The organism is Bradyrhizobium ganzhouense (assembly GCF_049949285.1).
Lineage (GTDB): Bacteria > Pseudomonadota > Alphaproteobacteria > Rhizobiales > Xanthobacteraceae > Bradyrhizobium > Bradyrhizobium ganzhouense.
In genome coordinates, this window is sequence record NZ_CP181318.1 from 6,325,869 (window position 1) to 6,350,701 (window position 24,833).

Genomic DNA, 24,833 nt, shown 5'->3' on the forward strand with positions numbered 1-24,833 from the left:
GTCGGCTCATTCCGCATGCATCCAGAACCGACGGTACATCTCCCATAGCGGAACCACCGTCCGGCGCATGGGCGATACGTTGAGTGCCTCAATCAGCTTGATCGACAGCGACGTCCGGATCGAGGCGGCCAACGCGGGGGCGCGCTTTCCAAGCGATGCGACGAGACTGTCCGCACTCGCGGCATCAATCTTACGGCCCATCTGGCATGCCTCCAGCAGAGCCAGGATGTACAGATTTCGATGGTATCTAAGCATGAAACCAGCGAAGTGCTCCGACACGACAGCCCCTGCCTCGGCATCCGACCGGATGTAGGAGTCAACAAAATCCGCGAATTGATTGAGCCCGGACAGCAGAGAGGGCCAGGCCGAGGGCTTCGTGGTCGATTCTTTCCGCGGGTGCATACGGATCGAGCAGAGGTCGGCCGGATCGAACGCCTTGTAGCCTCCCTGCATCAAGGACAACCACAGGGCGTCGTCTGCGAAGAAGAGCCGCTCGAAATGCGGAATTCCGCCGATCCGATCATAGTCAGACGACCGCATGACGACTCCAGTCCCGCTGATATCGCGCTGGTAGGTCAGCCGCCCCTCAAGATACTGCGCCGGGGTCTCTCGTTCCGGGACCGGTCGACACGTGCGAATCGTCTGGCCGACCGAGTCGATAAAGCGAAAGCCGGTCTGATAGAGCTTCGCGTCGGGGAACCGCTCGATGGTGCGATTGATGGTCAGCAGAAAGTTGGGATCGAGCAAATCGTCGTGGCCGATCAACGTCATATATTCCCGCTTCTCGACCCCAACCGCCCGCGCCCAGCTATCAACGATCGAGAGCGACGACGACGAGCCGTACAGACGAATCCGGCTATCCGCCAGGGACCTGAGCCAGGGAACTGTGCCGTCAGTGCTTTGATTGTCGAGGACGACTAGATCGAAATCCGGGTAGGTCTGTGCCAGAATACTCTCGACACATTCCTGGACGTACGGCCAGCCGTTACGAACGGGTAAGATGACACTGAAGCTCGGCACAGCGTTGAATCCACGGTCGCGCGGAGTACGCGGCTGACGATATCGTGCTCGACCTGGAGCATCTCATCAAAAGACCGCTTTTCGGAACGAGGCGCGATCAGCGGCTAGCTTTGATATCCACAACCCCGATGCAAATGCAAGTTGCGTGATTGCAATGAACCGAGCCGCTTAATTCATTACTTCGGGTCAGGCGCCCGGTCATTTATTTGGCGTACCGCGCGTAGCAAAAAGCCATCGAGAGGCACGCTTCCACGAGGCCAATCGCGTCGCACAGGCGCGCTTCGGTTCAGGCCGGCCCACCTCAGTTATGGTGCTGCCGTGGCGGAACGAGGCTTGCTTCAGCCTCCGATACGAGGATAGGTTCGCCGCCACCCGAAGGAAGCCGTTCCAATGCTCGCCAACCCGTTCTTGATTTATATACTTACTTTTGGCAGCGCACTTGGAATCTATCAGTTGGGGTGGTCCGAGATATATCCCCCGACGACGCGGGGCTTGGTGCTGTTCTTCGCGTTCAGCTTTGTCATTGCGGGCGTCGTCGGCCGGCTGATGCACCCCCGCGTTTGTTCGATACGGGCCTACCGCGCAGGCCTCCTGCCGGGCTGGGTAATCGCCGTGCCTCTCGCCTGCTTTGCCGCCGATCTTGTTTATGCCGGGAGCGTACCGCTGATCGACATGATCCGCGGGCATTTTCACTACACGTCCTTCAGGGGCATGCCCTCGCTGCATGTTTTCGCGGTCACGTTCGGCAGCGTGTTCTCTACCATCCGTTTTGCCGACTTCCTCTATGAGACCGACCGCGTGCGCTGGCGCTATCTTGGCGAGGCTACGCTTCCAGTCATCTTCCTTCTTTCGATCGTCTACCGGGGACCGGCTCTGATCGTGCTGACGTCATGGGTTTTCGTCTTCGTCATCCACCTATCGCGCATCCGTATCAGCCATATTCTGAGCATGATCGCTATTGGAGCGTTGCTGCTCCTTGGTGCTGCCAAATTTGGCGAAGCGCGAAGCGGCAACGTCAATGGCCTGGGGCACGCGAGTGAGGCATTCGGGGGATCAAACCTTGGACCGAGCGCGTTTTGGCTGTTTCTATATTCGACAGGTCCGCTTGCTAATTTTCAGTACGCCGTATCGACAGTCGAACCGTCCTATGACCTGAAGAAAATTCCAGAATACATCGTGAGCGAACTTCTGCCGGATACGATCTCGCATCGCATTCTACCCAGGCTCGGCGCCAGCCCCGACAGGACCATCCCGGAGTTCTCGGAAAACTTCAACGTTTCGAGCGTGTTTAGCCGATCGTGGATATTCTTCGGGTGGATCAGCGTCCTGGTGACGTTCGCTGTCTTCATCTTCATTTTATACGGCTATATCTGCTTGATCCGCACATCGCCGCTCGCCGTTCCGAGCCTGGCGCTGCTCAACACTTTCGTGGTTTACAATCTGTTCGACAACATGATTGCCACGACAAGCATAGGCATTCAGCTCGTGTGGCCGCTGCTCCTCGGCCTGCTCCTGAAGAAGCGCGCTTCGTTCGAGGCAGAGCCATTACGCGCCTGACGCGCGCGTCGCCTTACTCACACCGATAGTGCCGCTGCGCAGGGTTCATCGACCTCTTGCGCGGCGGTTACTTGCCACTGGCAGGCAAGGCGTCCCGCGGCATCAGGTACCAGAGCAGGAAGAGCAGAGCCCCGCCATGCGTCAACAGGGCCGTCGAGAGCGGAACGTTCAGGAGGTTCTGCACGAGCATGCCTCCCGATACCAGAACGAAAGACGCCGGCAGGCCGGCCGATGCCCGGTTTCCGAAAGCGATCACCACGCCGCAAAGGAACACCGTGATCGGCGCATAGAGCATGCCCACGGAGGCGATCCCCTCGGTCGTGAACAGGGAGGCGTTGTAGGTCCCGCCTCCAGGGAAGTACTTCAGCATCACGACCCCCAACTGATCCTGATAGGGGCAAGCGATGAACGACTTCAACACCTTGATCTGACAGAAATGGGTGAGCTCGTGGCTGGCGAAGAATTCGTTGTAGAGGTCGACGGCGAGCGATGGGACCGCGAGCAAGCGGAAGTTCACGATGAAATGATAGGCCCCTGCAAATCGGACGACTGGACCACTGCCACCGGCATCAAGGGTGATAAAGAGAAACACTCCGGCCACGATCGGCAACAGCAACGACAAAACAACCACCACCCTCGCCTCAAAGAATCTTGCGAGCGCGGCCAGGACGATCAACCAGGCCGGCGCAAAGAAAGCCATCTTGCTGACGGCGACCGGGTAGTAGAGGAGCATCAGCACCACGACGGCACCAGCCCGCCAAAATGCATTCCGCGCGATGCAGTACGCGAACAGGAACGGCAGCAGCGAGCCAGAGGTAATGCCAATCAGATAGTTCACACTTGTCGGAAGCGCGTCGGTGCGTAGCGTGGACGCGTCGCCGGGTGACACGAATCTGAAATTGCAGACTGCCCCAACGGCGACTGTCGCCGCGCAAACCAGGAAGAGGACCAGGAGCAGGCGATCAAACGATTTGACCGACAGCTTTCGTATCTGCGGCAGAGGCGAACGTACGAACAGCGCGGGCAGGAGAAAGACGATCGCGGATGCAGCGGCAGACAGCCTTGCCGTCTCATGGTCATAGGTGCGGAGCGAGAAGAAGCTCAGCCACAAATAGCCCAACACCATGGAGCAGAAATAGAAACCCATGAAGTAGCCGAGACTAAACTCGGCAACAACGAAAAGCAAAAAGACGGGCGCAAACAACGCGACCGCCGTCAGCGCCGCTGCCAGCGCACGGGAGTCGTAGGCAATCTGATATCCGGGATAGAGCTTCGAGACGTTTGTAGCGGAGGCGCAGAAAACCGCGATGGAAAGCGCGATCAGGACCGCCAGGATCGGACGCATCGACCAGGCTCCGTTCGCGGAGCCGGAACCCGGCAGGGCGTTGGCATGATTCTGTTGCAAGATATTCAATCCATGAACACGACGGTCTTGCGCCCATTTGGGATGACGCGATCGTCGAGGTGATAGCGGATCGCCCGCGCCAGCACGCGGCGCTCGATGTCGCGGCCCTTGCGGACGAGATCTTCCGGCGTGTCGCGATGGCTGATGCGCTCGACGTCCTGATCGATGATCGGACCCTCATCGAGATCGCGCGTGACGTAATGGGCGGTCGCTCCGATCAGCTTCACGCCGCGCTCATGGGCCTGGTGATAGGGCTTCGCGCCCTTGAAGCCCGGCAGGAACGAGTGATGGATGTTGATGCAGCGGCCCGAGAGCTTGGCCGAGAGATCGTCGGACAGGATCTGCATGTAACGGGCGAGCACCACGAGATCAGTCCCGGTCTTGGCAACGAGATCGAGGATCTGCGCCTCCTGCTCGCTCTTGGTCTCCTTGGTGACCGGCAGGTAATGAAACGGGATGCCGCCGAAATCGAGCCCGGCATAGACCTCGCGCGGATGGTTGGAGACGATCGCGGCCAAGGTCATCGGCAATTCGCCGGTGCGCCAGCGGTAGAGGATGTCGACCAGGCAATGGTCGGACTTCGACACCAGCAGCATTACCTTGAGATGCGCGGCGCGGTCGCGCATCTGCCACTCCATGCCGAAACGCTCGGCGATCGCGGCAAAGCCGGTCTGGAGCGCAGACAGCTCCACGGCAAGATCGGCCGCGGTGAACACGACGCGCATGAAGAATTTCTTGGTCTCGACATCGTCGAACTGCTGGGCGTCGAGAATGTTCTGTCCATTATGGGCCAGGAAGGTCGACACCGCCGAGACGATGCCGGGTCGATCCGGACAGGACAGGGTCAGAACATATTGATGATCGGGCATGGCTCTTGATTAAGGTTTGTGCAAAGGCTGCGGAACGTCGCGATCTGCGCCCTGCTCTATCACCAGCATCGCCGATGCGCCAAGCTCTTGGGCGTGAAGAACGGTCTTATCCCGGGCAAGGGGACGGCTGCGTCCACCATTCCGAACGGCGATCATTCATCTCGACGAGGCATACCAAGGGTTGTTGGCCTACTCTGTTGAGATGATAAAGCAGGCTGTAACCCTCGCCAGTGGCCGATCCGTAGCGGGCATTCTCGTCGAAATCCCAGGATCTGATGCGCGAGCGAAATGTGACACCGCTGGCCCTGAGAGCCTCGATCAGTTTTGAGATCGGAACCTCGACTCCAGGCAGAACGGGATATGTCCCTTTTTCGGTATGGTAGTCGTCCAGCAATCCCATCACCAGCTGGGCGTCCCGAACTGTTCCTAGATAGGCCGCCGGCCGGCTCCAATACACATAGCCGAAATAGGCAGCCAAGACCGCGACCACAACGACGGCAACTCTGAGAAACTCTCGCATAGACTTCTCTATCATCGCCGGTCCTCTTGCGCCAATCCCGCGGAAGAAGGCAGGATGACCGACATTTGCAATCCACTGGAGCGCGCCCATGGCCGACCGTTTGACCGGCACCCGCATCCTGATCCTGGAAACCCGCGAGGAGGCGCAGTTCTCAAAACTCCTGGCCGAGCAAGGCGCCGAGGTCGTGCAGTGCCCGATGTTCACCATCCAGGATGCGCCGGACCCTGCTCCGGTCGAAGCCTGGATCCGCCGCGCCATCGACAAGCCGCTTGACGACCTCGTGCTGATGACCGGCGAAGGCTTGCGGCGGATCATGAAGCTCGCGCGCGCACGCGGTCTCGACCAGGCCTTTGTCGCGGCGCTGGCCAAATCGCGAAAATTCACGCGCGGCCCGAAGCCCGGCAAGGCGCTACGCGAGAACGGGCTCGAGGCGCAGCAGACCACTGAGAAGCCCACCACCGAGGGCGTGATCGAGATGCTGGGCAAGCTCGACCTCAGGGGGCGCCGCCTCGGGCTTCAGCTTTATCCGGACAAGGATCACAGCACGTTGATCGGCGCGTTGGCCGCGCAAGGCGCCGAGGTCGATCTTGTTCTGCCTTACGCCTACGATTCCAAGGCAGCCGATGCCAACATCGTCGCCGCCATCGACGACATGGCTGAGGGACGAATCGATGCCATCGCGTTGACCAATCTCGGCCAAGTCCGCCGCCTGATCGAAGCCGCCAAGGCCCACGGCGGCGAGGCCAGGTTGCGCGCAGGGTTCGAGCGCACATTGATCGCCTCGGTGGGACCGGCAGTCTCAGGTGAGCTTGCCGCGCACGGCCTGCGCACCGACATCTCGCCTGCGGATGACGCCTATTTCATGCGCCCGCTGATCTCGGCGATGGCGGCGGCGCTGGCGGAGCGACAGCCGAGAGCAGCAGTGAGGTAAGAGCCCGGCGCAGGGGCGGCCCGCAGCAGCTGCGATTGACACGCGGATCGTCGGCGTTACGTTGCCGAACAGCAAGAAGAAACAACAAGGGCAAGGGAATCGCCGTGACACGAGTCATCGCGTTGTGAGCACAACCGCGCGGCGTTCGGCGCTCGCACCATTCCGCATCCGCAACTACCGCTTCCAGTGGCCGTCCGACCTGCTCACCTCCTGGGCGTTCGAGATCGAGACGCTCGTGCTCGGCTGGTACATCCTGGTCGAGACCGGCTCGGTGCTGCTGCTCACCATTCTCGCGTCGCTGCAATATGTCGGCACGCTGATCGCTCCGGTGCTCGGGATGGTCGGTGATCGCATAGGTCACCGCGATCTCCTTGTCGTGCTGCGTCTCACCTATACAGTACTCGCCTCGACCATCATGGTGCTGGCGCTGACCGGTCATCTGACACCGCTCAAGGTGATGATCATCGTGACGATCATGGGCCTGATCCGCTCCTCGGATCTCGGCCTTCGCAGCGCGCTGCTCGCCGACATCATGCCGGCCGAGCTGCTGGTGGGCGCGATCAGCCTGTCGCGCACGACCCAGGACAGCGCGCGCATCGCCGGCGCGCTGACAGGAGCCGGACTGTTCGCAACCTTCGGCATCGGCAAAGTCTATGCGGTGATCGCCTGCTTTTATTTTTTGGCCGCAATTCTGATGCTGTGCCTGACCCGACCGGCGAAGTCCGCCGAGCATCGCGCGGTCGAGAGCCATTCGGGCTCGCGGCTGCTGCGCGATCTCAAGGAAGGCATCGTGTATTCCTGGAACGGGCCGGCAATGCTGGCGGCGCTTTGCGTGGCATTCCTTGCCAATCTCACCGCGTTTCCGCTGACGAACGGATTGCTGCCCTACATCGCGCGCGACATCTTTCATACCGACCAGACCGGCCTCGGTTATCTCTCGGCGAGTTTCGCCTTGGGCTCGCTCATTGGCTCCGTCACGCTCAGTCTGGTCGGCGGCATGCGCATTGCCCGGCTCCTGATCGGCGCCACACTAGCCTGGTACACGCTGCTGCTGGTGTTCGTCGAAATCAGGACCATGCCGGTCGCGATGGCTTGCCTGGTACTGGCCGGCATCGCCCAGAGCATGTCGATGATTTCTGCGGCCGTGATCCTGATGCGCACGGCGAGCGCACACCTGCGCGGTCGCGTGATGGGGGTACGCATGATGGTGATCTACGGCCTGCCGATCGGATTGCTCGCGGCCGGCAGCCTGATCGACATTATCGGCTATTCCGCGACGGGCTCGCTCTACGCCGCCGCGGGCTTCATCGCGATGCTGGCAATTGCGATCCGCTGGCGCGCCGATCTCTGGCCGGTGCAAGCACCCGCCAATGCGCGCTAATCCCCATACCCGCGCAGCCGGTCGACATCGAGAATCGTGACGCCGCCGTATTCCAGACGCAGCAGCCCCTCCTTCTCCAGCCGGTTCAGCGCGCGGTTGGCGTTCTGGCGCGACATGCCGGAGAGCGCACCGATCTCCTCCTGGGTGATCTCCAGATGCGCGGTCGATTCCGGATAGAGAATCGGATTGAACAGCGAGGCGATGCTGCGCGCGAGGCGCGAAGTCGCATCGAGCGTGCGATTGACCTCGAGCATGCCGATGAACTGGGCGAGCCGCTCGTTGAGCTGGCGCACCAAAAAGCGGTTGAAGCCGACGCTGTTCTCGAACAGCCACATGAAAGCCGAGCGCTCCATCAACGCAACGCGGCTGTCACGCAGCGCGACGACGTCGTAGCGGCGCAGCTCGTTCTTGAGCACACTGCCCTCGCCGAACCATGCCCCTGCCGTGAGCCCCGCAAGGCTCGTCTCCTTGCCGTCGCGTGAGACGCCGCCCATGCGGGCAAGCCCGCTCACCATGCCGGCCCAATAATCAAACTTATCGCCGCGCATGAACACGGTCTCGCCGGTGCCGTAGGACCGCTCCGTGATCCCGGCGCGGGCAACCTCGATCTCCGCTGGCGTGAGCTCGCGCGACCAGGCAGCGACGCGCTTCAGTTGATCATCTGAAATCATGATCGAGAGGCCAGCCGCACCGTTTCGTCACTCCATTCCTCTGCTGCACTGCAGCACGATCGTGCCGGCGGCCATCCGACGAAAGATGTACCCCGCTGCCGCCCCAAAAACTTTGTCGCAGAATTGTCAGGCCGGAGACATTTCAAAATAGCGCTTTCCCCTATGGAGAGCCACCTCGGGCGATGCGGCTTTTGATCCCAAACGGGCACGAAAGTGGCGCGGCTCCGGTCGAGACCATGTGCTGCATGGCCTCACCGGCACGACCGTACTAGGATTGCCCGAGAGGAACGGACGAAGAGCGCCGCTGAACGCGCCATCACCGGGAGGGATTTGTTTGGTGGCTACCAGTCTCGAAGTGCGCGGCGTGTCCTTGCGGTTCGGCGGCGTCCGCGCGCTGACCGACGTCAGCTTCGCCATTAATGAGGGCGAGCTGTTCTCGATCATCGGCCCCAACGGCGCCGGCAAGACCTCGATCGTGAACTGTATTTCCGGCCGCTACAAGCCGACGGAAGGCCAGCTGTTCTACCGGGGCCGCGACATCACCGGACTGACGCCGAATGCGCGTCCCACGCTTGGCATCGGCCGCACCTTCCAGAATCTGGCGCTGTTCCACCACATGAGCGTGCTCGACAACATCATGGTCGGCCGCCATCACCTGCTGAAGAACAATTTCCTGACGGGCTCGCTGTACTGGCTCACCGGTGCGCGCAAGGAAGAGCTCGAGCACCGCCGCAAGGTGGAAGAGATCATCGACTTTCTCGACCTCCAGTCGGTGCGGAAAGCGCAGGCCGGCACCCTCTCCTACGGCCTGCGCAAGCGCGTCGAGCTTGCGCGTGCCATGGCGCTGGAGCCGCGCCTCATCCTCCTCGACGAGCCGATGGCCGGCATGAACTTCGAGGAGAAGGAGGACATGGCCCGCTACATCGTCGATCTCAACGAGGAGTTCGGGATGACGGTGGTGATGATCGAGCACGACATGGGCGTGGTGATGGACATCTCCCACCGCGTCATGGTGCTGGATTTCGGCCGCAAGATCGCCGAGGGCGATCCCGCCGCCGTGCTCGCCGATCCCCACGTCAGGCGCGCCTATCTCGGCGAGGAGGACGAGGTGCTGGTCGATCCCGACGATGCGCCGCCGGCGCAGGAGAGCGCGGCATGATGGATTATGCAGGCCGTGTCGCCCAGGCCGACACGTATCCAAAGATGCTCCGGCTCAACGCAAAAGAGCACGGCAACGAGATCGCATTGCGCGAAAAGGATCTCGGCCTTTGGCGCCCCTTCACCTGGAACGACTACCAGACCCGTGTGCGCGATTTCGCGCTCGGGCTGATCGAACTCGGCCTGGGGCGTGGCGACGTCATCGGCATCATCGGCGACAACCGGCCGGACTGGGTTGCGGCGGAAGTGGCCACCCACGCGATCGGCGGATTGAGCCTCGGGCTTTATCGCGATGTGCTCGACGAGGAGGCCTCCTATCTCCTCAATTACGGTGAGGCCCAGCTGGTCTTTGCCGAGGATGAGGAGCAGGTCGACAAGCTGCTGGTGCTGGCCGAGCGCGTGCCGCGGCTGAAGCACATCATCTATTCCGATCCGCGTGGCATGCGGAAATATGACGACCCCAGGCTGATGTCGGCGGAGAAATTCGCCGAGATTGGGCGTACCCGCGCGAGCCGCGAGCCGGAGCTTTACGACAAGCTCGTCGATGCCACCAAGGGTGAGGACGTCGCGATCCTCTGCACGACGTCAGGTACGACGTCGCATCCAAAACTCGCAATGCTCGCCGCGGGCCGCGTGCTCGGCCATTGCGCGACCTATCTCGCTTTCGATCCGAAGGGCCCCGACGACGAATACGTTTCGGTGCTGCCGCTGCCCTGGATCATGGAGCAGGTCTATGTGCTCGGCAAAGGCCTCTTGTGCCGGATGAAGATCAACTTCGTCGAAGAGCCCGACACCATGATGAACGATCTGCGCGAGATCGCGCCGACCTTCGTGCTGTTCGCGCCGCGTGTCTGGGAATCGATCGCCGCCGACGTCCGCGCCAAGGTGATGGACGCGACGCCGTTCAAGCAGCGCCTGTTCGACATCGGCATGAAGTCGGGTCTCGCCGCACTCGAACAGGGCAAGCGCTCCGGCTTTGCCGACGCGGTCCTGTTCCGCGCCCTGCGCGACCGGCTCGGCTTCACGCGGCTGCGCTCGGCCGCCACCGGCGGCGCAGCGCTCGGCCCCGATACCTTCAAATTCTTCCAGGCCATGGGCGTGCCGCTGCGCACGCTTTACGGCCAGACCGAGCTGCTGGGGGCCTACACGCTGCATCCCGAAGGCAAGGTCGACCCTGACACGACCGGCGTGCCGATGGCGGACAGCGTCGAGATCCGCATCGACAATGCCGACGTCCATGGCGTCGGCGAGATCGTGGTGCGGCATCCCAACATGTTCCTCGGCTATTACAAGAACCCCGAAGCGAGCGTCGCCGACATCCGCGACGGCTGGATGCTCTCGGGTGATGCCGGCTACTTCAACGCGAACCGCCAGCTCGTCGTCATCGACCGCATCAAGGATCTCGCCGAGACCTCGCGCGGCGAGCGCTTCTCGCCGCAATTCATCGAGAACAAGCTGAAGTTTTCGCCCTACATCGCCGAAGCGGTCGTGCTCGGTGCCGGCCGCGACGCGCTCGCCGCGATGATCTGCATCCGCTATTCCATCATTTCGAAATGGGCGGAGAAGAATCGCCTCTCGTTCACGACCTACAGCGACCTCGCCTCGCGGCCCGAGGTCTATTCCCTGCTCCGCAAGGAGGTCGAGACCGTCAACGCCACGCTGCCGCCGGCGCAGCGCATCTCGCGCTTCCTGCTGCTCTACAAGGAGCTCGACGCCGACGACGGTGAGCTCACCCGCACCCGCAAGGTGCGCCGCAGTGTCATCAACGAGAAATACGAAGGCATCATCGACGCCATCTACCGCGGCACTGCCGAGATCCCCGTCGACACCGTGATCCGCTTCCAGGACGGCACCACGCAGCGAGTGCGCACGACGCTGCGCGTGGTGGATCTCGGCGGACATGGTCCCATGGCGGAGGCTGCGGAGTGAGATCGCTTCCGATACAGAGCCGGCAATCGATCCACCCCTCCCTGCGCAGGCGGGGAGAGGCGAAGGATAGCATCACATGAACACCGCCTTCCTCATCCAGCTCCTGGTCAACGGCCTCGTGGTCGGCACGCTCTACGGCGTGGTCGCGATGTCGTTCGTGCTGATCTACAAGGCGACGCAAGTCGTCAATTTCGCGCAAGGTGAATTGCTGCTTGTCGGCGCCTGGGTGTGCTGGACCCTGCTCGCCAAATACCAGGTGCCGTTCTGGATCGGCATGCCGATGACGCTGGTGTTCATGTTCGTGTTCGGCATCGCGATCCAGGTTCTGATCCTGCGGCCGATGATTGGCGAGCCCATCATCTCCGTGATCATGGTGACGATCGGCCTCTCCACCGTGCTGCAGGCGACGCTGAAATGGATGTTCGGCGTCAATCCGCAGCCGTTCCCGCGCGTGTTCGAGAGTCAGTCGGTCGGCCTGTTCGGCCTCCAGATCCAGACCGTCTATGTCATGAGCCTGGTCGTCTCGGTCGCGATGATGATCGGCATGGCCTGGTTCTTCCGCGCCTCGAAGTATGGCCTTGCGATGCGCGCCACAGCGTTCAACCAGCAAGTGGCGCAGTCGCTCGGCATTTCCGTGAAGAGCGTGTTTGCGATGGCCTGGGCGATCTCGGCCACCGTGTCGGCGGTTGCGGGCGTCGTGGTCGCCGTGGTCAACGGCGTCTCCTCGGGCCTTGCCGCCTACGGCATCAAGGTGTTTCCGGCGGCGATCCTGGGCGGGCTCGATTCCGTCGGCGGCGCCGTGCTCGGCGGCATTATCATCGGGCTGCTCGAGAATATCGCGCAATATGTCGACAGCGAGTACCTGCATTGGGGCAATCTCTACGAGATCGCGCCGTTCTACGTCCTCATCATCGTGCTGATGATCAAGCCTTACGGCCTGTTCGGCACCCACGACATCGAGCGGATCTGATCCATGGCCGGCCCTGCCCTCATCCCTGCTGGTGATTTCCGCACCTCCTACGCGGCCGACACCACGATCTTCCCGACCACGACCAGCCGCAACTTTGCGATTGTCGGCGTGCTGCTGCTCTGCCTCGTGCCGCAAGTCCTCGGCGGCTACTGGCTCAGCATTCTCATTCAAATCGGCATCTTCTCGATCGCAGCGCTCGGGCTCAATATCCTGGTCGGCTTCACCGGCCAGATCTCGATCGGGCACGCCGCCTTCTTCCTGCTCGGCGCCTTCACCTCGGCCTACATCTCCAACAGCACGCCGATCCCGGTATTCTTCGCGATTCCGCTCGCGGGTGTCGTCACCGCCCTGGTCGGGCTGATCTTCGGCATTCCGGCGGCGCGACTGAAGGGTCTTTACCTCGTCATCGCGACGCTGGCCGCCCAATATATCCTGCTCGACTTCTTCTCCCGCGCCGAATGGTTTTCCGGCGGCTCCGTGCCGGCGAGCGCCGAGCCGTTCTCGATCTTCGGCTATGCGCTTCGCGGCGACCGGCAGTATTTCTACGTCGTGCTGGCCTATGTGCTGGCGAGCTACATCCTGGTCACCAACCTGATGCGCACGCGCGACGGCCGCGCATTGGTGGCGATCCGCGACCATTATCTCTCCGCGGAGATCATGGGCATCAACCTCACCAAATACCGCACGCTGTCGTTCGGGCTCGCCGCCTTCTTCGCCGGCATCGCCGGCGCGCTCTACGCGCACTACCAGCTCGTGGTCTCGCAGGAAGGTTTTGGCATCGAGCGCTCAATCCTGTTCCTTGCCATGATCATCATCGGCGGCACCGGCTCGATCATGGGCACGCTGATGGGCACAGCCTTCGTGGTGCTGCTGCCGGAGTCGATGGAGTTCATCAGTCTGTCGCTCAAGGGCGGCGCGATCGACAAGGCTCTGTCGCTCAACAACAACATCACCTTCCTGCGCGAGATCGCGATCGGGGTGATCATCATCGCGTTCTTGATGTTCGAACCGGACGGGCTCGCGCATCGCTGGCGGCAGATCAAGGCGTACTGGAAACTCTACCCGTTCTCGCATTGAGCGCGGGCTGCTTCACTTAAACAATAAACCGGAGGAACCGACCCATGACAATGAAGTCCCTTTTGAGCACTGCATCGCTCGCGCTTGTGATCGCGGCATTCTCCGCGAGCGCGCAGGCGCAGATCGCGATCGGGCATCTCGCCGATTATTCCGGCGGCACCTCCGATGTCGGCACGCCCTACGGCCAGGCCGTCGCCGACACCTTCGCCTGGGTCAACAAGAATGGCGGCATCGGCGGCAAGCAGGTCAGCGTCGACACCAACGACTACAGCTACCAGGTGCCGAAGGCGATTGCGCTGTACAAGAAATGGTCCGCACCGGACAGCAAGGTCGCCGCGATCATGGGCTGGGGCACCGCTGACACCGAGGCACTGACCGGCTTCCTCGCCCAGGACAAGATCCCCGACCTCTCCGGCTCCTATGCCGCGGCCCTGACCGATCCCGAAGGCACCAGCGGCAAGGCCAAGCCCGCGCCCTATAATTTCTTCTACGGCCCGAGCTACTCGGACTCGCTGCGCGCGATGCTGATCTGGGCGGCTGAGGACTGGAAGGCCAAGGGCAAGCCTGGCAAGCCAAAATTCGTCCACATGGGCGCCAACCATCCCTACCCGAACGCGCCGAAGGCCGCTGGCGAAGCCATGGCGCAGGAGCTCGGTTTCGAGGTGCTGCCGCCGCTGGTGTTCGCGCTCGCGCCGGGTGACTACAGCGCGCAGTGCCTGAGCCTGAAATCCTCGGGCGCCAACTACGCCTATCTCGGCAACACCGCGGCCTCCAACATCTCGGTGATGAAGGCCTGCAAGACCGCCGGCGCCGAAGTGCAGTTCCTCGGCAACGTCTGGGGCATGGACGAGAACGCCGCCAAGACCGCGGGCGACGCCGCCGACGGCGTGATCTTCCCGCTGCGCACCGCGGTGAGCTGGGGCGGCGACGCACCCGGCATGAAGACGGTGATGGAGATCTCGAAGATGTCCGACCCCACCGGCAAGGTCTATCGTCCCGTGCACTACGTCGCGGGCGTCTGCTCGGCGCTGTACATGAGGGAAGCACTCGACTGGGCCGCCAAGAACGGCGGCGCCACCGGCGACAACGTCGTGAAGGGTTTCTATCAGAAGAAGGATTGGGTGCCGGCCGGCATGGAAGGGGTCTGCGCGCCCTCGACCTGGACCGACAAGGACCATCGCGGCACGCTGAAGGTCGAGCTCTACCGCACCAAGGTTTCAGGCGCGACCGACGGCGACCTCAACGACCTCATGGCCAAGGGCACGATCAAGCTCGAGAAGGTCAAGACCGTCGAGCTGCCGCGCAAGCCGGAACTGCTGGGCTGGTGAGCCCGACTCTCGCCTCACCCACAGATGTCATCCCCCGCGAAGGCGGGGGATCCAGTACGCCGCGGCTTCTCCGTGAATCTCAGGCGTCTCTGGAATACTGGGTCGCCCGGTCAAGCCGGGCGACGACAGCGGAGAGCTATGAAAAATGACCCAGACAGCAGAAGCTGTTCGTACCACCCCCACCGTCGTGCCCGCGCCACCCCTCCTCGCCGTGCGCAACATCGAGGTCGTCTATGACGACGTCATCCTGGTGCTGCGCGGCCTCAGCCTCGACGTGCCCAAGGGCGCGATCGTGGCGCTGCTGGGGGCCAATGGTGCCGGCAAGTCGACGACGCTGAAGGCGATCTCGGGGCTGCTCAAGACCGAGGACGGCGAGGTCACGCGCGGCGAGATCCTGTTCGAGGGCGAGCCGATCGCCGGAATCGATCCCGACAAGATCGTCCGCCGCGGCATCTTCCAGGTGATGGAGGGCCGGCGCATCGTCGCCGACATGACATCGCTGGAAAACCTCAGGCTCGGCGCCTTCACCCGCAGGGATCGCGAGGTCGATTCCGACCTCGACATGGTCTTCAACTATTTCCCGCGCCTGAAGGAACGCACGGGCCTCGCCGGCTATCTCTCCGGCGGCGAGCAGCAGATGCTCGCGATCGGCCGCGCGCTGATGGCGCGCCCGAAGATGATTTTGATGGACGAACCGTCGATGGGCCTGTCGCCGCTGCTGGTGAAAGAGGTGTTCTCGATCATCCAGAAGATCAACCGCGACCTCGGCGTCACCATCCTGCTGGTGGAGCAGAACGCACGCGCCGCGCTGTCGGTGGCAAGCCACGGCTACATCATGGAACAGGGCAAGGTCGTGCTCGACGGCACCGCCGACGAGTTGCGCGACAACGAGGACGTCAAGGAGTTCTACCTCGGCGGCGCCGGCGACCAGCGCAAGAGCTTTAAAAACCTCAAGAGCTTCAAGCGGCGCAAGCGCTGGCTTTAATTCTCAGCCGAGGACCTGCTCCGCTTCCGTGACCGCGCAGAGAACATGATAGAACGACGACGCAGGAATGGTGTCAATCAGCGATTTGCCGTCGCTGTCGAACTGGTCGTACCAGCCGCCCCGCACGGGATGGTTGAGGTAATGCCGTTCGAGCCGCACCAGCGCCGCGCGCGCCTCATCCGCCGCGCCCGCCTCGCCGGACTCGGCCTGCGCAATCCACGCTTTCGCGATCTCGGTCTGCGGCCACAGCCGGCGCGTCGAGCGGCGGATGTTGCCGGTGTCGTCGCCCTCGTCGACGAGGCAGCCGGTGGCCGCATCGCGATAGCGCAGCGCGGTCGCCAGCAGCTCTGCGCGCCGCTGTCCGGTCGGGCAGCCCGTGATGCGTTCAAACCCCTTCAGCAGCCAGACCCATTCGGCCTGGTGGCCGGCCTCGACGCTGACCGGCTCGATCTTCGACCAGTCCTCCTCGAAATATTCGCCGAGCGCACACTTCCGCTTGTCGTAGAGATTGGCAAGGAACAGCGCGAAGAATTCACCGGCGCGATTCTGGAACGACAGATCGTGGGTCGCATCGAAGCAGGCGATCATCGCCTCGAACAAGTGCATTTGCGGGTTCTGCCGGCGCGGCAGCGACACCGGCAGGCTCTCGTGCACGCCGCCATGCGGCGAGCGCAGATGGCCGTCGAGGAAGGCAAGCAGCGCGTCGATCTCGGCCCGGATCTGCGCGTCCTTGTCGAGCGCATAGACGGTTGCCAGAGCAAACAGGATGAAGGCGTGGTCGTAGGCATCGCGCCGCGCATCCAGCACCGCGCCATCAGGCGTCAGCCGGTGCACGTAGCCAGGCCGGCCGTCCGGCGCCTTGGCCTTCGCCAGCAGGTGCTCGAGCCCCTTCAGCGCGATGGCGCGCCCCTCGGGATACCAGCCCATCTGCGCTGCCTTGGCATAGCAATAGATCTGGCGAGCCTGCACCATCACCCGCCGCGGCGCGGCCGTATCCGCCGTGCCATCGCGGTGCAGCCGATCGATGAAGCCGCCCGTTTCATGGTCCCAGCCGACGGTCGACCACAGCGGTATCGCGTCCTCGATCACGCGGCGCTTCAGGCGCACGACGACGTCGGCTGCCTCTTCCGCCGGAATGATGCTCTCGTCCGCCATTGCGTCCTCTCCACGCCCCGCCAATGGCCGTCTGATACCCATGCGAGCGGCGGCGTGCAACGGATGCCAACCCGGAAAGACCTGCCATGACCGCCCATTACGACGCCCTCGAGACGCGCGAGCCAGCGGCGCGCGAGGCCGAGCTGTTCGCCCGCCTGCCAGGCGTCCTGCGCAGCGCGATGAGCGCGCCCGCCTATGCCGAACGGCTGAAGGGCATCGATCCCGCCTCGGTGACCTCCAGGACGGCGCTGGCGGGCCTTCCGGTGCTGCGCAAGTCGGAACTGCCCGCTCTACACAAGGCCTCCCAGCCCTTCGGTGGCTTCGTGGCGGCGGCTCCGGGGTCGTTCGCCCGCCTCTTTACCTCCCCCGGCCCGATCTTCGAGCCGGAGGGGCGGCAGGCCGATCCCTGGCGCGGCGCGCGTGCGCTGTTCGCGGCCGGGTTCCGCCCTGAGGACATCGTGCTCAACACCTTCAGCTACCACCTCACTCCCGGCGGCTTCATCTTCGACGCCTCGGCGCGCGCTCTCGGCTGTGCCGTGATCCCCGCCGGCCCCGGCAACACCGAGCAGCAATTCGAGCTGATCGAGGCCTACCGTCCCGTCGGCTACAGTGGCACACCTGATTTCCTGAAGATCCTGCTCGATGCAGCAGTGACCGGGGGCCGCGACGTCTCCTCGATCAAACGCGCGCTGGTTTCGGGCGCGGCGTTTCCGCCCTCGCTCCAGGCCGAGATCAAGGCGCGCGGCATCGATGCCTACCAGGCCTTCGGCACCGCCGATCTCGGCCTCATCGCCTTTGAGACCGAGGCGCGCGACGGCATGGTCGTCAACGAGGATCTGATCATGGAGATCATCAAGCCCGGCACCGGCGATCCCGTGACGCCGGGCGATGTCGGCGAGATCGTGGTGACCTCGCTCGATCCGCACCATCCCTGGATCCGGCTTGCGCTCGGCGATCTCACCGCAGCGCTTCCGGGCCCAAGCATATGCGGCCGCACCAACATGCGCATCAAGGGCTGGATGGGCCGCGCCGACCAGACCACCAAGGTCAAGGGCATGTTCATCCGCCCCGAGCAGGTCGCCGAGATCGGCAAGCGTCATCCAGCGCTCGGACGGCTGCGCCTCGTCGTCACCCGCCAGGGCGAGACCGACGCGATGACGCTGAAGGCGGAGACGGGCACATCGGGCGATGCGCTGCGCGAGGAGATCGCAGGCTCCTTGCGGGCCGTGACCAAGCTCGGCGGCATGGTCGAGCTCGTCAGCCCCGGCGCGCTGCCGAACGACGGCAAGGTGATCGCGGACGAGCGGTAAATTCGCCCGTTGTGGAGGTTCGTTCCTCCTCCGGGATCGTGCCCGGACGACCGTCGGACATTGTGCGCGCCCCGCGAATGGGCTATGCGACCGGCAAATGAGGCTCCGTCGAGACATCAAGCGTCGCAACACCGCGGGCGGGAAGCGCTAGGCCCGTGCGCGTTCTCATCCTCAACGCAGATTATCAGCGCTTTCTCGCCTGGCTGTACCGGCGCCATCCGGGCCTCGAGAATTCGAACTACGACGCGCAGATGGCAGCGCGCAGCGCCAGCCTGTTCGGCGTGGCCGACTTCTACTCGCGCAATTTCGAAGCCCTCGGGCACACGGCCGCCAACATCCACGTCAACAACGGCTGGATGCAGACGGCATGGGCGCGCGAACACGGCATCAGCGTGACCCCATCGCCGCCGCCGGGCGCCGCCGTGAGCGATGCCATCCCGGGATGGCTGCAACGCGCCGTCGCGCCATTCAAGCCGGTGTTGAGGCCGCTCGCCCGCAGGATCGGTCTGAGCCCGCGCCTCGACGCGCAGTCCGAACAGATCCTGCTGGCGCAGATCGAGGACTTCAAGCCGGACCTGATCCTCAACCAGGATCTGTTCCACGTCGACACGCGCCTGGTGCGCCGGATCAAGCAGATCTGCCGCCCCACCATGGTCGGCCAGGTTGGAATCGTGCCCTCGCGCGGCGAAGACTGGTCGGTCTACGATCTCCTGATCTCGCAAATCGCCGCGGTGGTGGATTTCTTTCGTCAGCAAGGCGCCCGCTCGGAGGTCATCCATCTGGGCTTCGAGCCCGCAATCCTCGACGTTCTTCCGCCTGCACCAGAGCGCAGCATCGACGTCTCGTTCGTGGGTGCCGTATCGGCCGATCACCAGCAGCGCGTGGCGCAGCTGGAAGCCGTCGCGCGGCGCTACGATCTGAAACTGTTCGGCAGCGGCCTGCATACGCTGCCCGCCTCGTCACCGCTTCACCGCTGTTACCAGGGCGAGGTGTGGGGCGTGGACATGTATCAGGCGTTGCGGGCCTCGCGCGTGACGCTCAACTCGCACATCGACATGGCCGGCCCCGAAGCCGGCAATGCGCGCCTGTTCGAAGCAACCGGTATCGGCGCCTTCCTGCTCACCGACTTCAAGGACAATCTGCACACGCTGTTCGAGCCCGGCCGCGAGGTCGCGACCTGGCGTTCGGCCGACGACTGTATCGCGCTGATCGATCGCTATCTCAACGATGAGCCCGCGCGCATGGCGATCGCTGCAGCCGGACAGGCACGCACGCTTTCGACCCACACGTTCCGTCAACGCGTGAGCACCATCTTGCAGCTCGCCGGCCGCAAATAGGAGCCGCCGGCGCGCCCTTGACGGTCTCGGCCAAAATGGCCAAAGTGCTCCTGCGTGACGCTATGTCACTATAATTGCAGCGTTTTTTGTCGAGGCTCAGATGGAACACGTCGAACATGTTCGATTCGGCGACCAGCTCTATGCGATCATCGTGCGCGCCTCGTTCCGCGAGCCGGGTATCCACTTTTTTTCGTCGCCTGAACTGTCGCAGCAGCTCGCCTATATGAGCCATCCGAAGGGCAAGAGCATCGAGCCGCATCGCCACAACAAGGTGACGCGGGAGGTGCACTATACCCAGGAGGTTCTCCTGATCCAGAAGGGCAAGCTCCAGGTCGATTTCTACACGGTCGAGGAAAAATATCTGGAAAGCCGCGTGCTCGGCGCCGGCGACATCATCCTGTTGTGCAGCGGCGCCCACGGTTTCCACGTGCTCGAGCCGGTCGAGATGTTCGAGATCAAGCAGGGCCCCTACTCCGGTGAGAACGACAAGACCCGCTTTGCCGAAGTGGCCCAGTCGGAAATCCGGATCAAGGGTCCGGGCCTGTGACTGCACCGTTCATTCCCGTCAACACGCCGCTGCTCGACGGCAACGAGGCCGACTACCTCGCCGAATGCATCCGCACCGGCTGGATCTCGTCGGAAGGACCGTTCATCAAGCGCTTCGAGCAGGCGATGGCGGAGGCCGCCGGACGGCGCCACGGCGTCGCGGTGACCAACGGCTCGGTCGCGCTCGACATCGCCGTCCATGCGCTCGGCCTCGAGGAGGGCTCCGAAGTCATCATCCCGACCTTCACGATCATCAGCTGCGCCTCAGCGGTCGTGCGCGCCGGCCTTGTGCCGGTCGGGGTCGACTGCGATGCCGCAACCTGGAACATGACGGTCGAGGGCGTGGAGGCCGCGATCACGCCGCGCACGCGCGCGATCATGCTGGTGCACATCTACGGCCTGCCGGTCGATCTCGAACCGATCATGGCGCTTGCGCGCAAGCATGACCTGAAGGTGATCGAGGACGCCGCCGAGATGCACGGGCAAACCTATCGCGGCGCGCCCTGCGGCAGCTTCGGCGACGTCTCGACGTTCAGCTTCTATCCCAACAAGCATGTCACCACCGGCGAAGGCGGCATGATCCTCACCGACGACGACGCGCTCGCCGGCCGCCTGCAGGGCTATCGCAATCTCTGCTTCCAGCCGCAGCAGCGCTTCGTCCACGAGGAGCTCGGCTGGAACGCGCGCATGACCAACCTCCAGGCCGCGCTCGGCGTCGCCCAGGTCGAGCGCCTGCCGCGCACGGTCGAGCTCAAGCGCCGGATCGGCCGGCTCTATGACGACCATCTCGGCAACGTCGATCACATCCGCCGCCCGGTCGCCCGCACCAACTATGCCGACAATATCTACTGGGTCTACGGCGTCGTGCTGGACGAGCGCGTGCCGTTCGACGCCAAGGAGGCGATGCGCCGCCTCGGCGAAAAGGGCATCGGCACGCGGCCGTTCTTCTGGTGCATGCACGAGCAGCCGGTGCTGCGCCGGATGGGCCTGATGCTCGAAGAATCCCATCCGAACGCGGAATACATCGCCCGGCGCGGCTTTTACCTGCCGAGCGGACTTGCCTTGACTGATGACGAGATCGCGCGCTCGGCCCAGGCGCTCAAGGAGATTTTGGCGTGACGGTGTTCGCCGACTACGCGCCCTGGTATGACCTCCTCTATCGGGACAAGGATTACGCGGCGGAAACATCGTTCGTCGAAGCCCGCCTGCGCGACCACGGCGTTTCCTCAGGCAAGCTGCTCGATCTCGGCTGCGGCACCGGCCTGCACGCGCTGGCCCTCGCGCGCAAGGGCTGGAGCGTTGCCGGCATCGATCTCAGCCATGAGATGATCGCGAGCGCCAAGGCGCGCGCCGCGCAGGCCGGGCTCTCGATTCCGTTCCGGCAGGGTGATGCCCGCGAAGCAGGCCCCGAGCACGACTTCGATGCCGTGGTGTCGCTGTTTCACGTCGCCAGCTATCAGACCAGCCGCGATGCATTGGCGGCGATGTTCCGCACCGCGCATGCCGCGCTGAAGCCGGGCGGCATCTTCTTTTTCGACTATTGGTATGGCGGCGCCGTGCTGGCGCAAGGCGTCGAGACGCGCGTCAAGGTGATCGAGCAGAGACCGTTGCGCTTGACCCGGATTGCGCAATCCGAGCACGACGAGCAGGCAGCGACCGTCACGGTGAACTACACGCTGTTCTGCGAGGACACGGATCGCGCCACGATCCGTCGCGTCGATGAAGCGCACCACATGCGCTACTGGTTTCCGTTCGAGATCGACGCGGCGCTCGCGGCAAGCGGCTTTCAGCCGGCCGACCACGCCGCATGGCTGACGCAGGACGCCCCGCACTCGAAGATCTGGGCCGCCTACGCCGTCGCCAGAAAGGCCGGCAAGCCGTGAGACCGCTGCGCCTTGCCGTGATGCTGGAGCAGGCCCTCGAGCTCGGCGGCGGCTTTCAGCAACCGCTCAACGATCTGCTCTGGCTGCGCGAATGGGCGACACAGTCCGGCAACGAGATCGTGGTGTACTCGCCCTATCCGAAGACGATCGAGATCCTGAAGGAGTTCGGTGTCGAGGGGCGCTTACGCAAATTCGGCGTGTTCGACTATCTCTTCCTGTTTCTCAAATATTGCGGACCGTTCGATCTCGTCCAGATCGCGCTTGAGCTTAAATCGCCGTTCGAGCGTGCCTTGATCCGCGACGGTATCGACGTCGTGCATTTCACCTCGACCTCGAAGCGGCACCTGCTGCTGCATCAACTGCCCTTCATCATCACGATCTTCGATGGCTGCCATCGCGACGCGCCGGAGTTTCCGGAAGTGCGCACCTTCGGCGAATTCGAGCGCCGCGAGATCCTGTTTCGCCTGGCCAGCACCAAGGCGGTCGCGGTGATCGTCAATGCGTCCGAGCTGATCGACGATCTCTGCCGTCGTTACGCCATGGAGCGGGAGCGGGCGATCTGCATCCCGTTCTCGCCATCGACCTATGTCAGCAGGTCCGCGCCCGATGCCGCCGCCGATGCCGCCGTGCTGGCGAAATACCGGCTCGAGCCGGGCTATCTGTTCTATCCGGCTCAGTTCTGGCCCCACAAGAACCACATCACGCTGCTCTCCGCGCTCGCTTTGTTGCGCAAACAGGGCATCACCGAGCGACTGGTGCTATGCGGCTCCAACCGCAGCGGTCGCGACAAGATCGACCTGGCGATCCGTAACCTTGGATTGTCCGACCAGGTCTCCATCATCGGCTTCGTCGAATCCGCAGAACTCGGCGCGCTCTACCGCGGCGCATCGGCGCTGGTGATGCCGACCTATTTCGGCCCGACCAATCTGCCGCCGCTGGAAGCCTGGGCGGTCGGCACGCCCGTGATCTATCCCGAAGCCTTCAAGGCGCAGGCCGGCGACGCCGCGGTCCTGTTCGATTATGACGACCCGCGCTCACTCGCAGACGCCATCGTCAGTCTCCGCGACGAGGGCACGCGCGAGCGCCTGAGCGCGGCCGGACATCTTCGGCTCGCGCAGTTTGCCGAGGAGACCAGGGCCGGCCACCAGGAATTCGCTCGTCATTTGGAACGGCTAAAGCATCGGCTTGCGCTGACTGCACGCTGAGATCATCGGCTACGCCGGAACCAGCGCTCGCAGCCGCTCGCGCAGCGCCGCGTTCAATAGCGGGCTTGCGAGCCCACCGACCACCGCCATCCAGATCGCGCACTCCAGGACGAAATGCACGAGCCCGCTCCCCGGCAGGAGTGTGGTGATTGCGAGCCCGATCAGCCAGCCCGGCGCCACGATCCCCGCGGCCGTGAGCATCAGGAACGCGACGTGCCTGAGCGGATGGCGCAGGGTCTGCCATATGATCGCCAGCGTGAGCAGCCCGAACTGAATGAGAATATCGCTCGCGACCACCGCAAGCGCCGCGCCGAGCGGTCCGAGCCTCGGTATCAGGACGACGGCCAGCAGCAGGAATACGACGAACTGAAGCCCCTTGGTCCGGATCAGCAGCGCGCCGCGATCGCTGTGATTGGCAAAGACCAGCGCCATCAGCGAGGGCGCGCCTGCGGCCGAGCCCAGCAGCAGCGTCAGCGCAAGCAGCCCGTCATAGGGTATGGTGCCATGGGTCCACAGTGCGAAGAAATCGGGCCAGAACGGCAGAAAACCCGCGACGACTACGCACGCAAGCCCGGTGACGAACACCGATCCATAGGCGTAAAGATGCCGGAGTCGCTCTTTGTCGCCGATTGCATGATCGTGCCCGAGCTCGGCGCCGAGCGGCAAGGCGATTTGGAGACATAGCCCGCGCACCAGGCTCGCGATCACGCGCGTCAGCCCCCATTGCACCACCGCGACACGATCGGTGACGAGCGCGGAGACGAGCAGGACCGGAACGTTGACGAGCGCAAGCTCGGTGATGTTGGCGATCGCGAAGGGCAGCGCGCGGCCGAACTGGCCGATGCTCCAGCGCCAGGATGGCGAGATGAACGGCGGCCTTGCAGCACGGCGCAGGAACGGAAAACGGCGCGGCGCGTCGAAGCCGACGATGAAGATCGTGAAGAGGAGCTGCATCGACACGAAGGCGATCGCCACCGCAAGCAGGCTGCCGAAGATAGCCAGCGCGACAAGCTGGGCGATCTGGCCGAGCAGCAGTGCGGCGTTTTGCAGCCACACGGCACGGCCATACTGGCCGCGGACGCGATAGAGGCCGGAGCATAGGTTGGCGGGCAAGCTCAGGAGCGTTCCCAACGTCATCACCAGCATCGCCGCGTCCAATGTCGGCATCGCGTGAAAACCGAGCACGGCCGACGGCGGCGCGAGATACTCGGCCGCGCAGAGCAGGACGCCGAGCCCGGCGATGATGGCAAGATAGATCCGCAGCATCCTGTGGTAGACGCTCGCCGTGCGCCCGTCGCAATCGGCGCAGGACTTGAAGGCAAGAAACCGATTAATGGCGCGAAACTGCAACCCGGCATCCGCCACGATGACGAGGCTTCCGGCGGCATAGATCGCAAGCCACGCCGCGAGGACGTCGCCGCTCCAGACGTGCAGGAATGCGGGGATCAGCAGCAGCTGCTGGGTCAGGCCCAACACCATCTGGACCAGATTCGCCGACCAGCCGCGAACGAGCCGGCGGGCCCGCCCGGCACCGCCGGGTCTACCCGCACCCTCGGCCTTGCCGAGCGCGTCAGTCTGCGTGTCAGTCAAACCGCA

At 63.6% G+C, this 24,833-nt stretch carries 22 protein-coding genes; 15 read left to right on the forward strand and 7 right to left on the reverse strand.

Going from position 1 to position 24,833, the window contains the following annotated elements; all coding sequences use genetic code 11:
* Positions 1-6: 6 nt before the first annotated feature.
* Positions 7-1,020, reverse strand: a complete 1,014-nt coding sequence (locus ACLFLU_RS29250; RefSeq protein WP_426408209.1) for a glycosyltransferase family 2 protein — start codon at positions 1,018-1,020, stop codon at positions 7-9.
* Between the two features lie 390 nt (positions 1,021-1,410).
* On the opposite strand from ACLFLU_RS29250, the gene ACLFLU_RS29255 reads away from it, so the two are divergent.
* Positions 1,411-2,577 carry a hypothetical protein gene (locus ACLFLU_RS29255; RefSeq protein WP_426408210.1) on the forward strand — a complete coding sequence of 389 codons (1,167 nt, stop codon included), beginning with the start codon at positions 1,411-1,413 and terminating at the stop codon, positions 2,575-2,577.
* Between the two features lie 67 nt (positions 2,578-2,644).
* Here the strand turns inward: ACLFLU_RS29255 and ACLFLU_RS29260 are convergent, their stop codons facing one another.
* The 3 genes from ACLFLU_RS29260 to ACLFLU_RS29270 all read right to left on the reverse strand — a co-directional run bounded on the left by ACLFLU_RS29260 (position 2,645) and on the right by ACLFLU_RS29270 (position 5,461).
* On the reverse strand, positions 2,645-3,982 hold the full coding sequence (locus tag ACLFLU_RS29260) for a hypothetical protein (RefSeq protein ID WP_426408211.1): 1,338 nt from the start codon (positions 3,980-3,982) through the stop codon (positions 2,645-2,647).
* Between the two features lie 5 nt (positions 3,983-3,987).
* Positions 3,988-4,851, reverse strand: coding sequence for a formyltetrahydrofolate deformylase (gene purU / locus ACLFLU_RS29265; protein ID WP_426408212.1), 864 nt, complete (start codon positions 4,849-4,851; stop codon positions 3,988-3,990).
* A 106-nt stretch (positions 4,852-4,957) separates the two neighbouring features.
* On the reverse strand, positions 4,958-5,461 hold the full coding sequence (locus ACLFLU_RS29270; protein ID WP_426408213.1) for a hypothetical protein: 504 nt from the start codon (positions 5,459-5,461) through the stop codon (positions 4,958-4,960).
* On the opposite strand from ACLFLU_RS29270, the gene ACLFLU_RS29275 reads away from it, so the two are divergent.
* On the forward strand, positions 5,460-6,302 hold the full coding sequence (locus tag ACLFLU_RS29275) for a uroporphyrinogen-III synthase (RefSeq protein WP_426408214.1): 843 nt from the start codon (positions 5,460-5,462) through the stop codon (positions 6,300-6,302). The genes ACLFLU_RS29270 and ACLFLU_RS29275 overlap by 2 nt on opposite strands.
* Positions 6,303-6,426: 124 nt before the next feature.
* Complete coding sequence (locus tag ACLFLU_RS29280) at positions 6,427-7,683, forward strand: MFS transporter (protein ID WP_426408215.1); 1,257 nt, start codon at positions 6,427-6,429, stop codon at positions 7,681-7,683.
* Here ACLFLU_RS29280 and ACLFLU_RS29285 read toward each other — a convergent pair.
* A complete protein-coding gene (locus ACLFLU_RS29285) occupies positions 7,680-8,354 on the reverse strand; it encodes a Crp/Fnr family transcriptional regulator (protein ID WP_426408216.1) in 675 nt (224 codons plus the stop codon). The two genes, ACLFLU_RS29280 and ACLFLU_RS29285, sit on opposite strands and share 4 nt — an antisense overlap.
* A gap of 337 nt (positions 8,355-8,691) precedes the next feature.
* Here ACLFLU_RS29285 and ACLFLU_RS29290 point away from each other — a divergent pair, with 337 nt between their 5' ends.
* From ACLFLU_RS29290 to ACLFLU_RS29315, 6 genes are all read left to right on the forward strand, one after another.
* A complete protein-coding gene (locus ACLFLU_RS29290; RefSeq protein WP_334524887.1) occupies positions 8,692-9,513 on the forward strand; it encodes an ABC transporter ATP-binding protein in 822 nt (273 codons plus the stop codon).
* On the forward strand, positions 9,510-11,441 hold the full coding sequence (locus ACLFLU_RS29295) for a long-chain fatty acid--CoA ligase (protein ID WP_426408217.1): 1,932 nt from the start codon (positions 9,510-9,512) through the stop codon (positions 11,439-11,441). The genes ACLFLU_RS29290 and ACLFLU_RS29295 overlap by 4 nt, the downstream gene beginning before the upstream one ends.
* A 76-nt stretch (positions 11,442-11,517) precedes the next feature.
* Complete coding sequence (locus ACLFLU_RS29300) at positions 11,518-12,411, forward strand: branched-chain amino acid ABC transporter permease (protein ID WP_334524893.1); 894 nt, start codon at positions 11,518-11,520, stop codon at positions 12,409-12,411.
* A gap of 3 nt (positions 12,412-12,414) precedes the next feature.
* Complete coding sequence (locus tag ACLFLU_RS29305) at positions 12,415-13,488, forward strand: branched-chain amino acid ABC transporter permease (RefSeq protein ID WP_426408218.1); 1,074 nt, start codon at positions 12,415-12,417, stop codon at positions 13,486-13,488.
* A 44-nt stretch (positions 13,489-13,532) separates the two neighbouring features.
* Positions 13,533-14,816 (forward strand): ABC transporter substrate-binding protein, encoded by a 1,284-nt coding sequence (locus tag ACLFLU_RS29310; protein WP_426408219.1) that lies wholly within the window; start codon positions 13,533-13,535, stop codon positions 14,814-14,816.
* Between the two features lie 145 nt (positions 14,817-14,961).
* A complete protein-coding gene (locus ACLFLU_RS29315; RefSeq protein ID WP_426408220.1) occupies positions 14,962-15,801 on the forward strand; it encodes an ABC transporter ATP-binding protein in 840 nt (279 codons plus the stop codon).
* A 3-nt stretch (positions 15,802-15,804) separates the two neighbouring features.
* Here ACLFLU_RS29315 and ACLFLU_RS29320 read toward each other — a convergent pair whose 3' ends face one another.
* Positions 15,805-16,956, reverse strand: coding sequence for an AGE family epimerase/isomerase (locus tag ACLFLU_RS29320; RefSeq protein ID WP_426408221.1), 1,152 nt, complete (start codon positions 16,954-16,956; stop codon positions 15,805-15,807).
* An 86-nt stretch (positions 16,957-17,042) separates the two neighbouring features.
* Between ACLFLU_RS29320 and ACLFLU_RS29325 the strand changes: the two genes are divergently transcribed.
* The 6 genes from ACLFLU_RS29325 (at position 17,043) to ACLFLU_RS29350 (ending at position 23,237) form a co-directional block, all read left to right on the forward strand.
* A complete protein-coding gene (locus tag ACLFLU_RS29325; protein WP_426408222.1) occupies positions 17,043-18,266 on the forward strand; it encodes a phenylacetate--CoA ligase family protein in 1,224 nt (407 codons plus the stop codon).
* A gap of 155 nt (positions 18,267-18,421) precedes the next feature.
* A complete protein-coding gene (locus ACLFLU_RS29330) occupies positions 18,422-19,603 on the forward strand; it encodes a CgeB family protein (RefSeq protein WP_426408223.1) in 1,182 nt (393 codons plus the stop codon).
* A 100-nt stretch (positions 19,604-19,703) separates the two neighbouring features.
* Positions 19,704-20,150, forward strand: a complete 447-nt coding sequence (locus tag ACLFLU_RS29335) for a hypothetical protein (RefSeq protein ID WP_426408224.1) — start codon at positions 19,704-19,706, stop codon at positions 20,148-20,150.
* Positions 20,147-21,268 (forward strand): DegT/DnrJ/EryC1/StrS family aminotransferase, encoded by a 1,122-nt coding sequence (locus ACLFLU_RS29340; RefSeq protein WP_426408225.1) that lies wholly within the window; start codon positions 20,147-20,149, stop codon positions 21,266-21,268. Before ACLFLU_RS29335 ends, ACLFLU_RS29340 begins: the two co-directional genes overlap by 4 nt.
* Positions 21,265-22,032, forward strand: a complete 768-nt coding sequence (locus ACLFLU_RS29345; protein ID WP_426408226.1) for a class I SAM-dependent DNA methyltransferase — start codon at positions 21,265-21,267, stop codon at positions 22,030-22,032. Before ACLFLU_RS29340 ends, ACLFLU_RS29345 begins: the two co-directional genes overlap by 4 nt.
* The gene (locus ACLFLU_RS29350) at positions 22,029-23,237 is read left to right on the forward strand and encodes a glycosyltransferase family 4 protein (RefSeq protein ID WP_426408227.1); all 1,209 of its coding nucleotides are present in this window, start codon (positions 22,029-22,031) and stop codon (positions 23,235-23,237) included. Before ACLFLU_RS29345 ends, ACLFLU_RS29350 begins: the two co-directional genes overlap by 4 nt.
* Positions 23,238-23,246: 9 nt before the next feature.
* Here the strand turns inward: ACLFLU_RS29350 and ACLFLU_RS29355 are convergent, their stop codons facing one another.
* On the reverse strand, positions 23,247-24,827 hold the full coding sequence (locus ACLFLU_RS29355) for a hypothetical protein (protein WP_426408228.1): 1,581 nt from the start codon (positions 24,825-24,827) through the stop codon (positions 23,247-23,249).
* Between the last annotated feature and the right edge of the window lie 6 nt (positions 24,828-24,833).

Coding starts and splice junctions, on each gene's coding strand:
- ACLFLU_RS29255 (WP_426408210.1), top strand. CDS start 1,411: ATGCTCGCCAACCCGTTCTTGATTTATATACTTACTTTTGGCAGCGCA.
- ACLFLU_RS29285 (WP_426408216.1), bottom strand. CDS start 8,354: ATGATTTCAGATGATCAACTGAAGCGCGTCGCTGCCTGGTCGCGCGAG.
- ACLFLU_RS29300 (WP_334524893.1), top strand. CDS start 11,518: ATGAACACCGCCTTCCTCATCCAGCTCCTGGTCAACGGCCTCGTGGTC.
- ACLFLU_RS29310 (WP_426408219.1), top strand. CDS start 13,533: ATGACAATGAAGTCCCTTTTGAGCACTGCATCGCTCGCGCTTGTGATC.
- ACLFLU_RS29325 (WP_426408222.1), top strand. CDS start 17,043: ATGACCGCCCATTACGACGCCCTCGAGACGCGCGAGCCAGCGGCGCGC.
- ACLFLU_RS29275 (WP_426408214.1), top strand. CDS start 5,460: ATGGCCGACCGTTTGACCGGCACCCGCATCCTGATCCTGGAAACCCGC.
- ACLFLU_RS29295 (WP_426408217.1), top strand. CDS start 9,510: ATGATGGATTATGCAGGCCGTGTCGCCCAGGCCGACACGTATCCAAAG.
- ACLFLU_RS29320 (WP_426408221.1), bottom strand. CDS start 16,956: ATGGCGGACGAGAGCATCATTCCGGCGGAAGAGGCAGCCGACGTCGTC.
- ACLFLU_RS29305 (WP_426408218.1), top strand. CDS start 12,415: ATGGCCGGCCCTGCCCTCATCCCTGCTGGTGATTTCCGCACCTCCTAC.
- ACLFLU_RS29270 (WP_426408213.1), bottom strand. CDS start 5,461: ATGGGCGCGCTCCAGTGGATTGCAAATGTCGGTCATCCTGCCTTCTTC.
- purU (WP_426408212.1), bottom strand. CDS start 4,851: ATGCCCGATCATCAATATGTTCTGACCCTGTCCTGTCCGGATCGACCC.
- ACLFLU_RS29335 (WP_426408224.1), top strand. CDS start 19,704: ATGGAACACGTCGAACATGTTCGATTCGGCGACCAGCTCTATGCGATC.
- ACLFLU_RS29315 (WP_426408220.1), top strand. CDS start 14,962: ATGACCCAGACAGCAGAAGCTGTTCGTACCACCCCCACCGTCGTGCCC.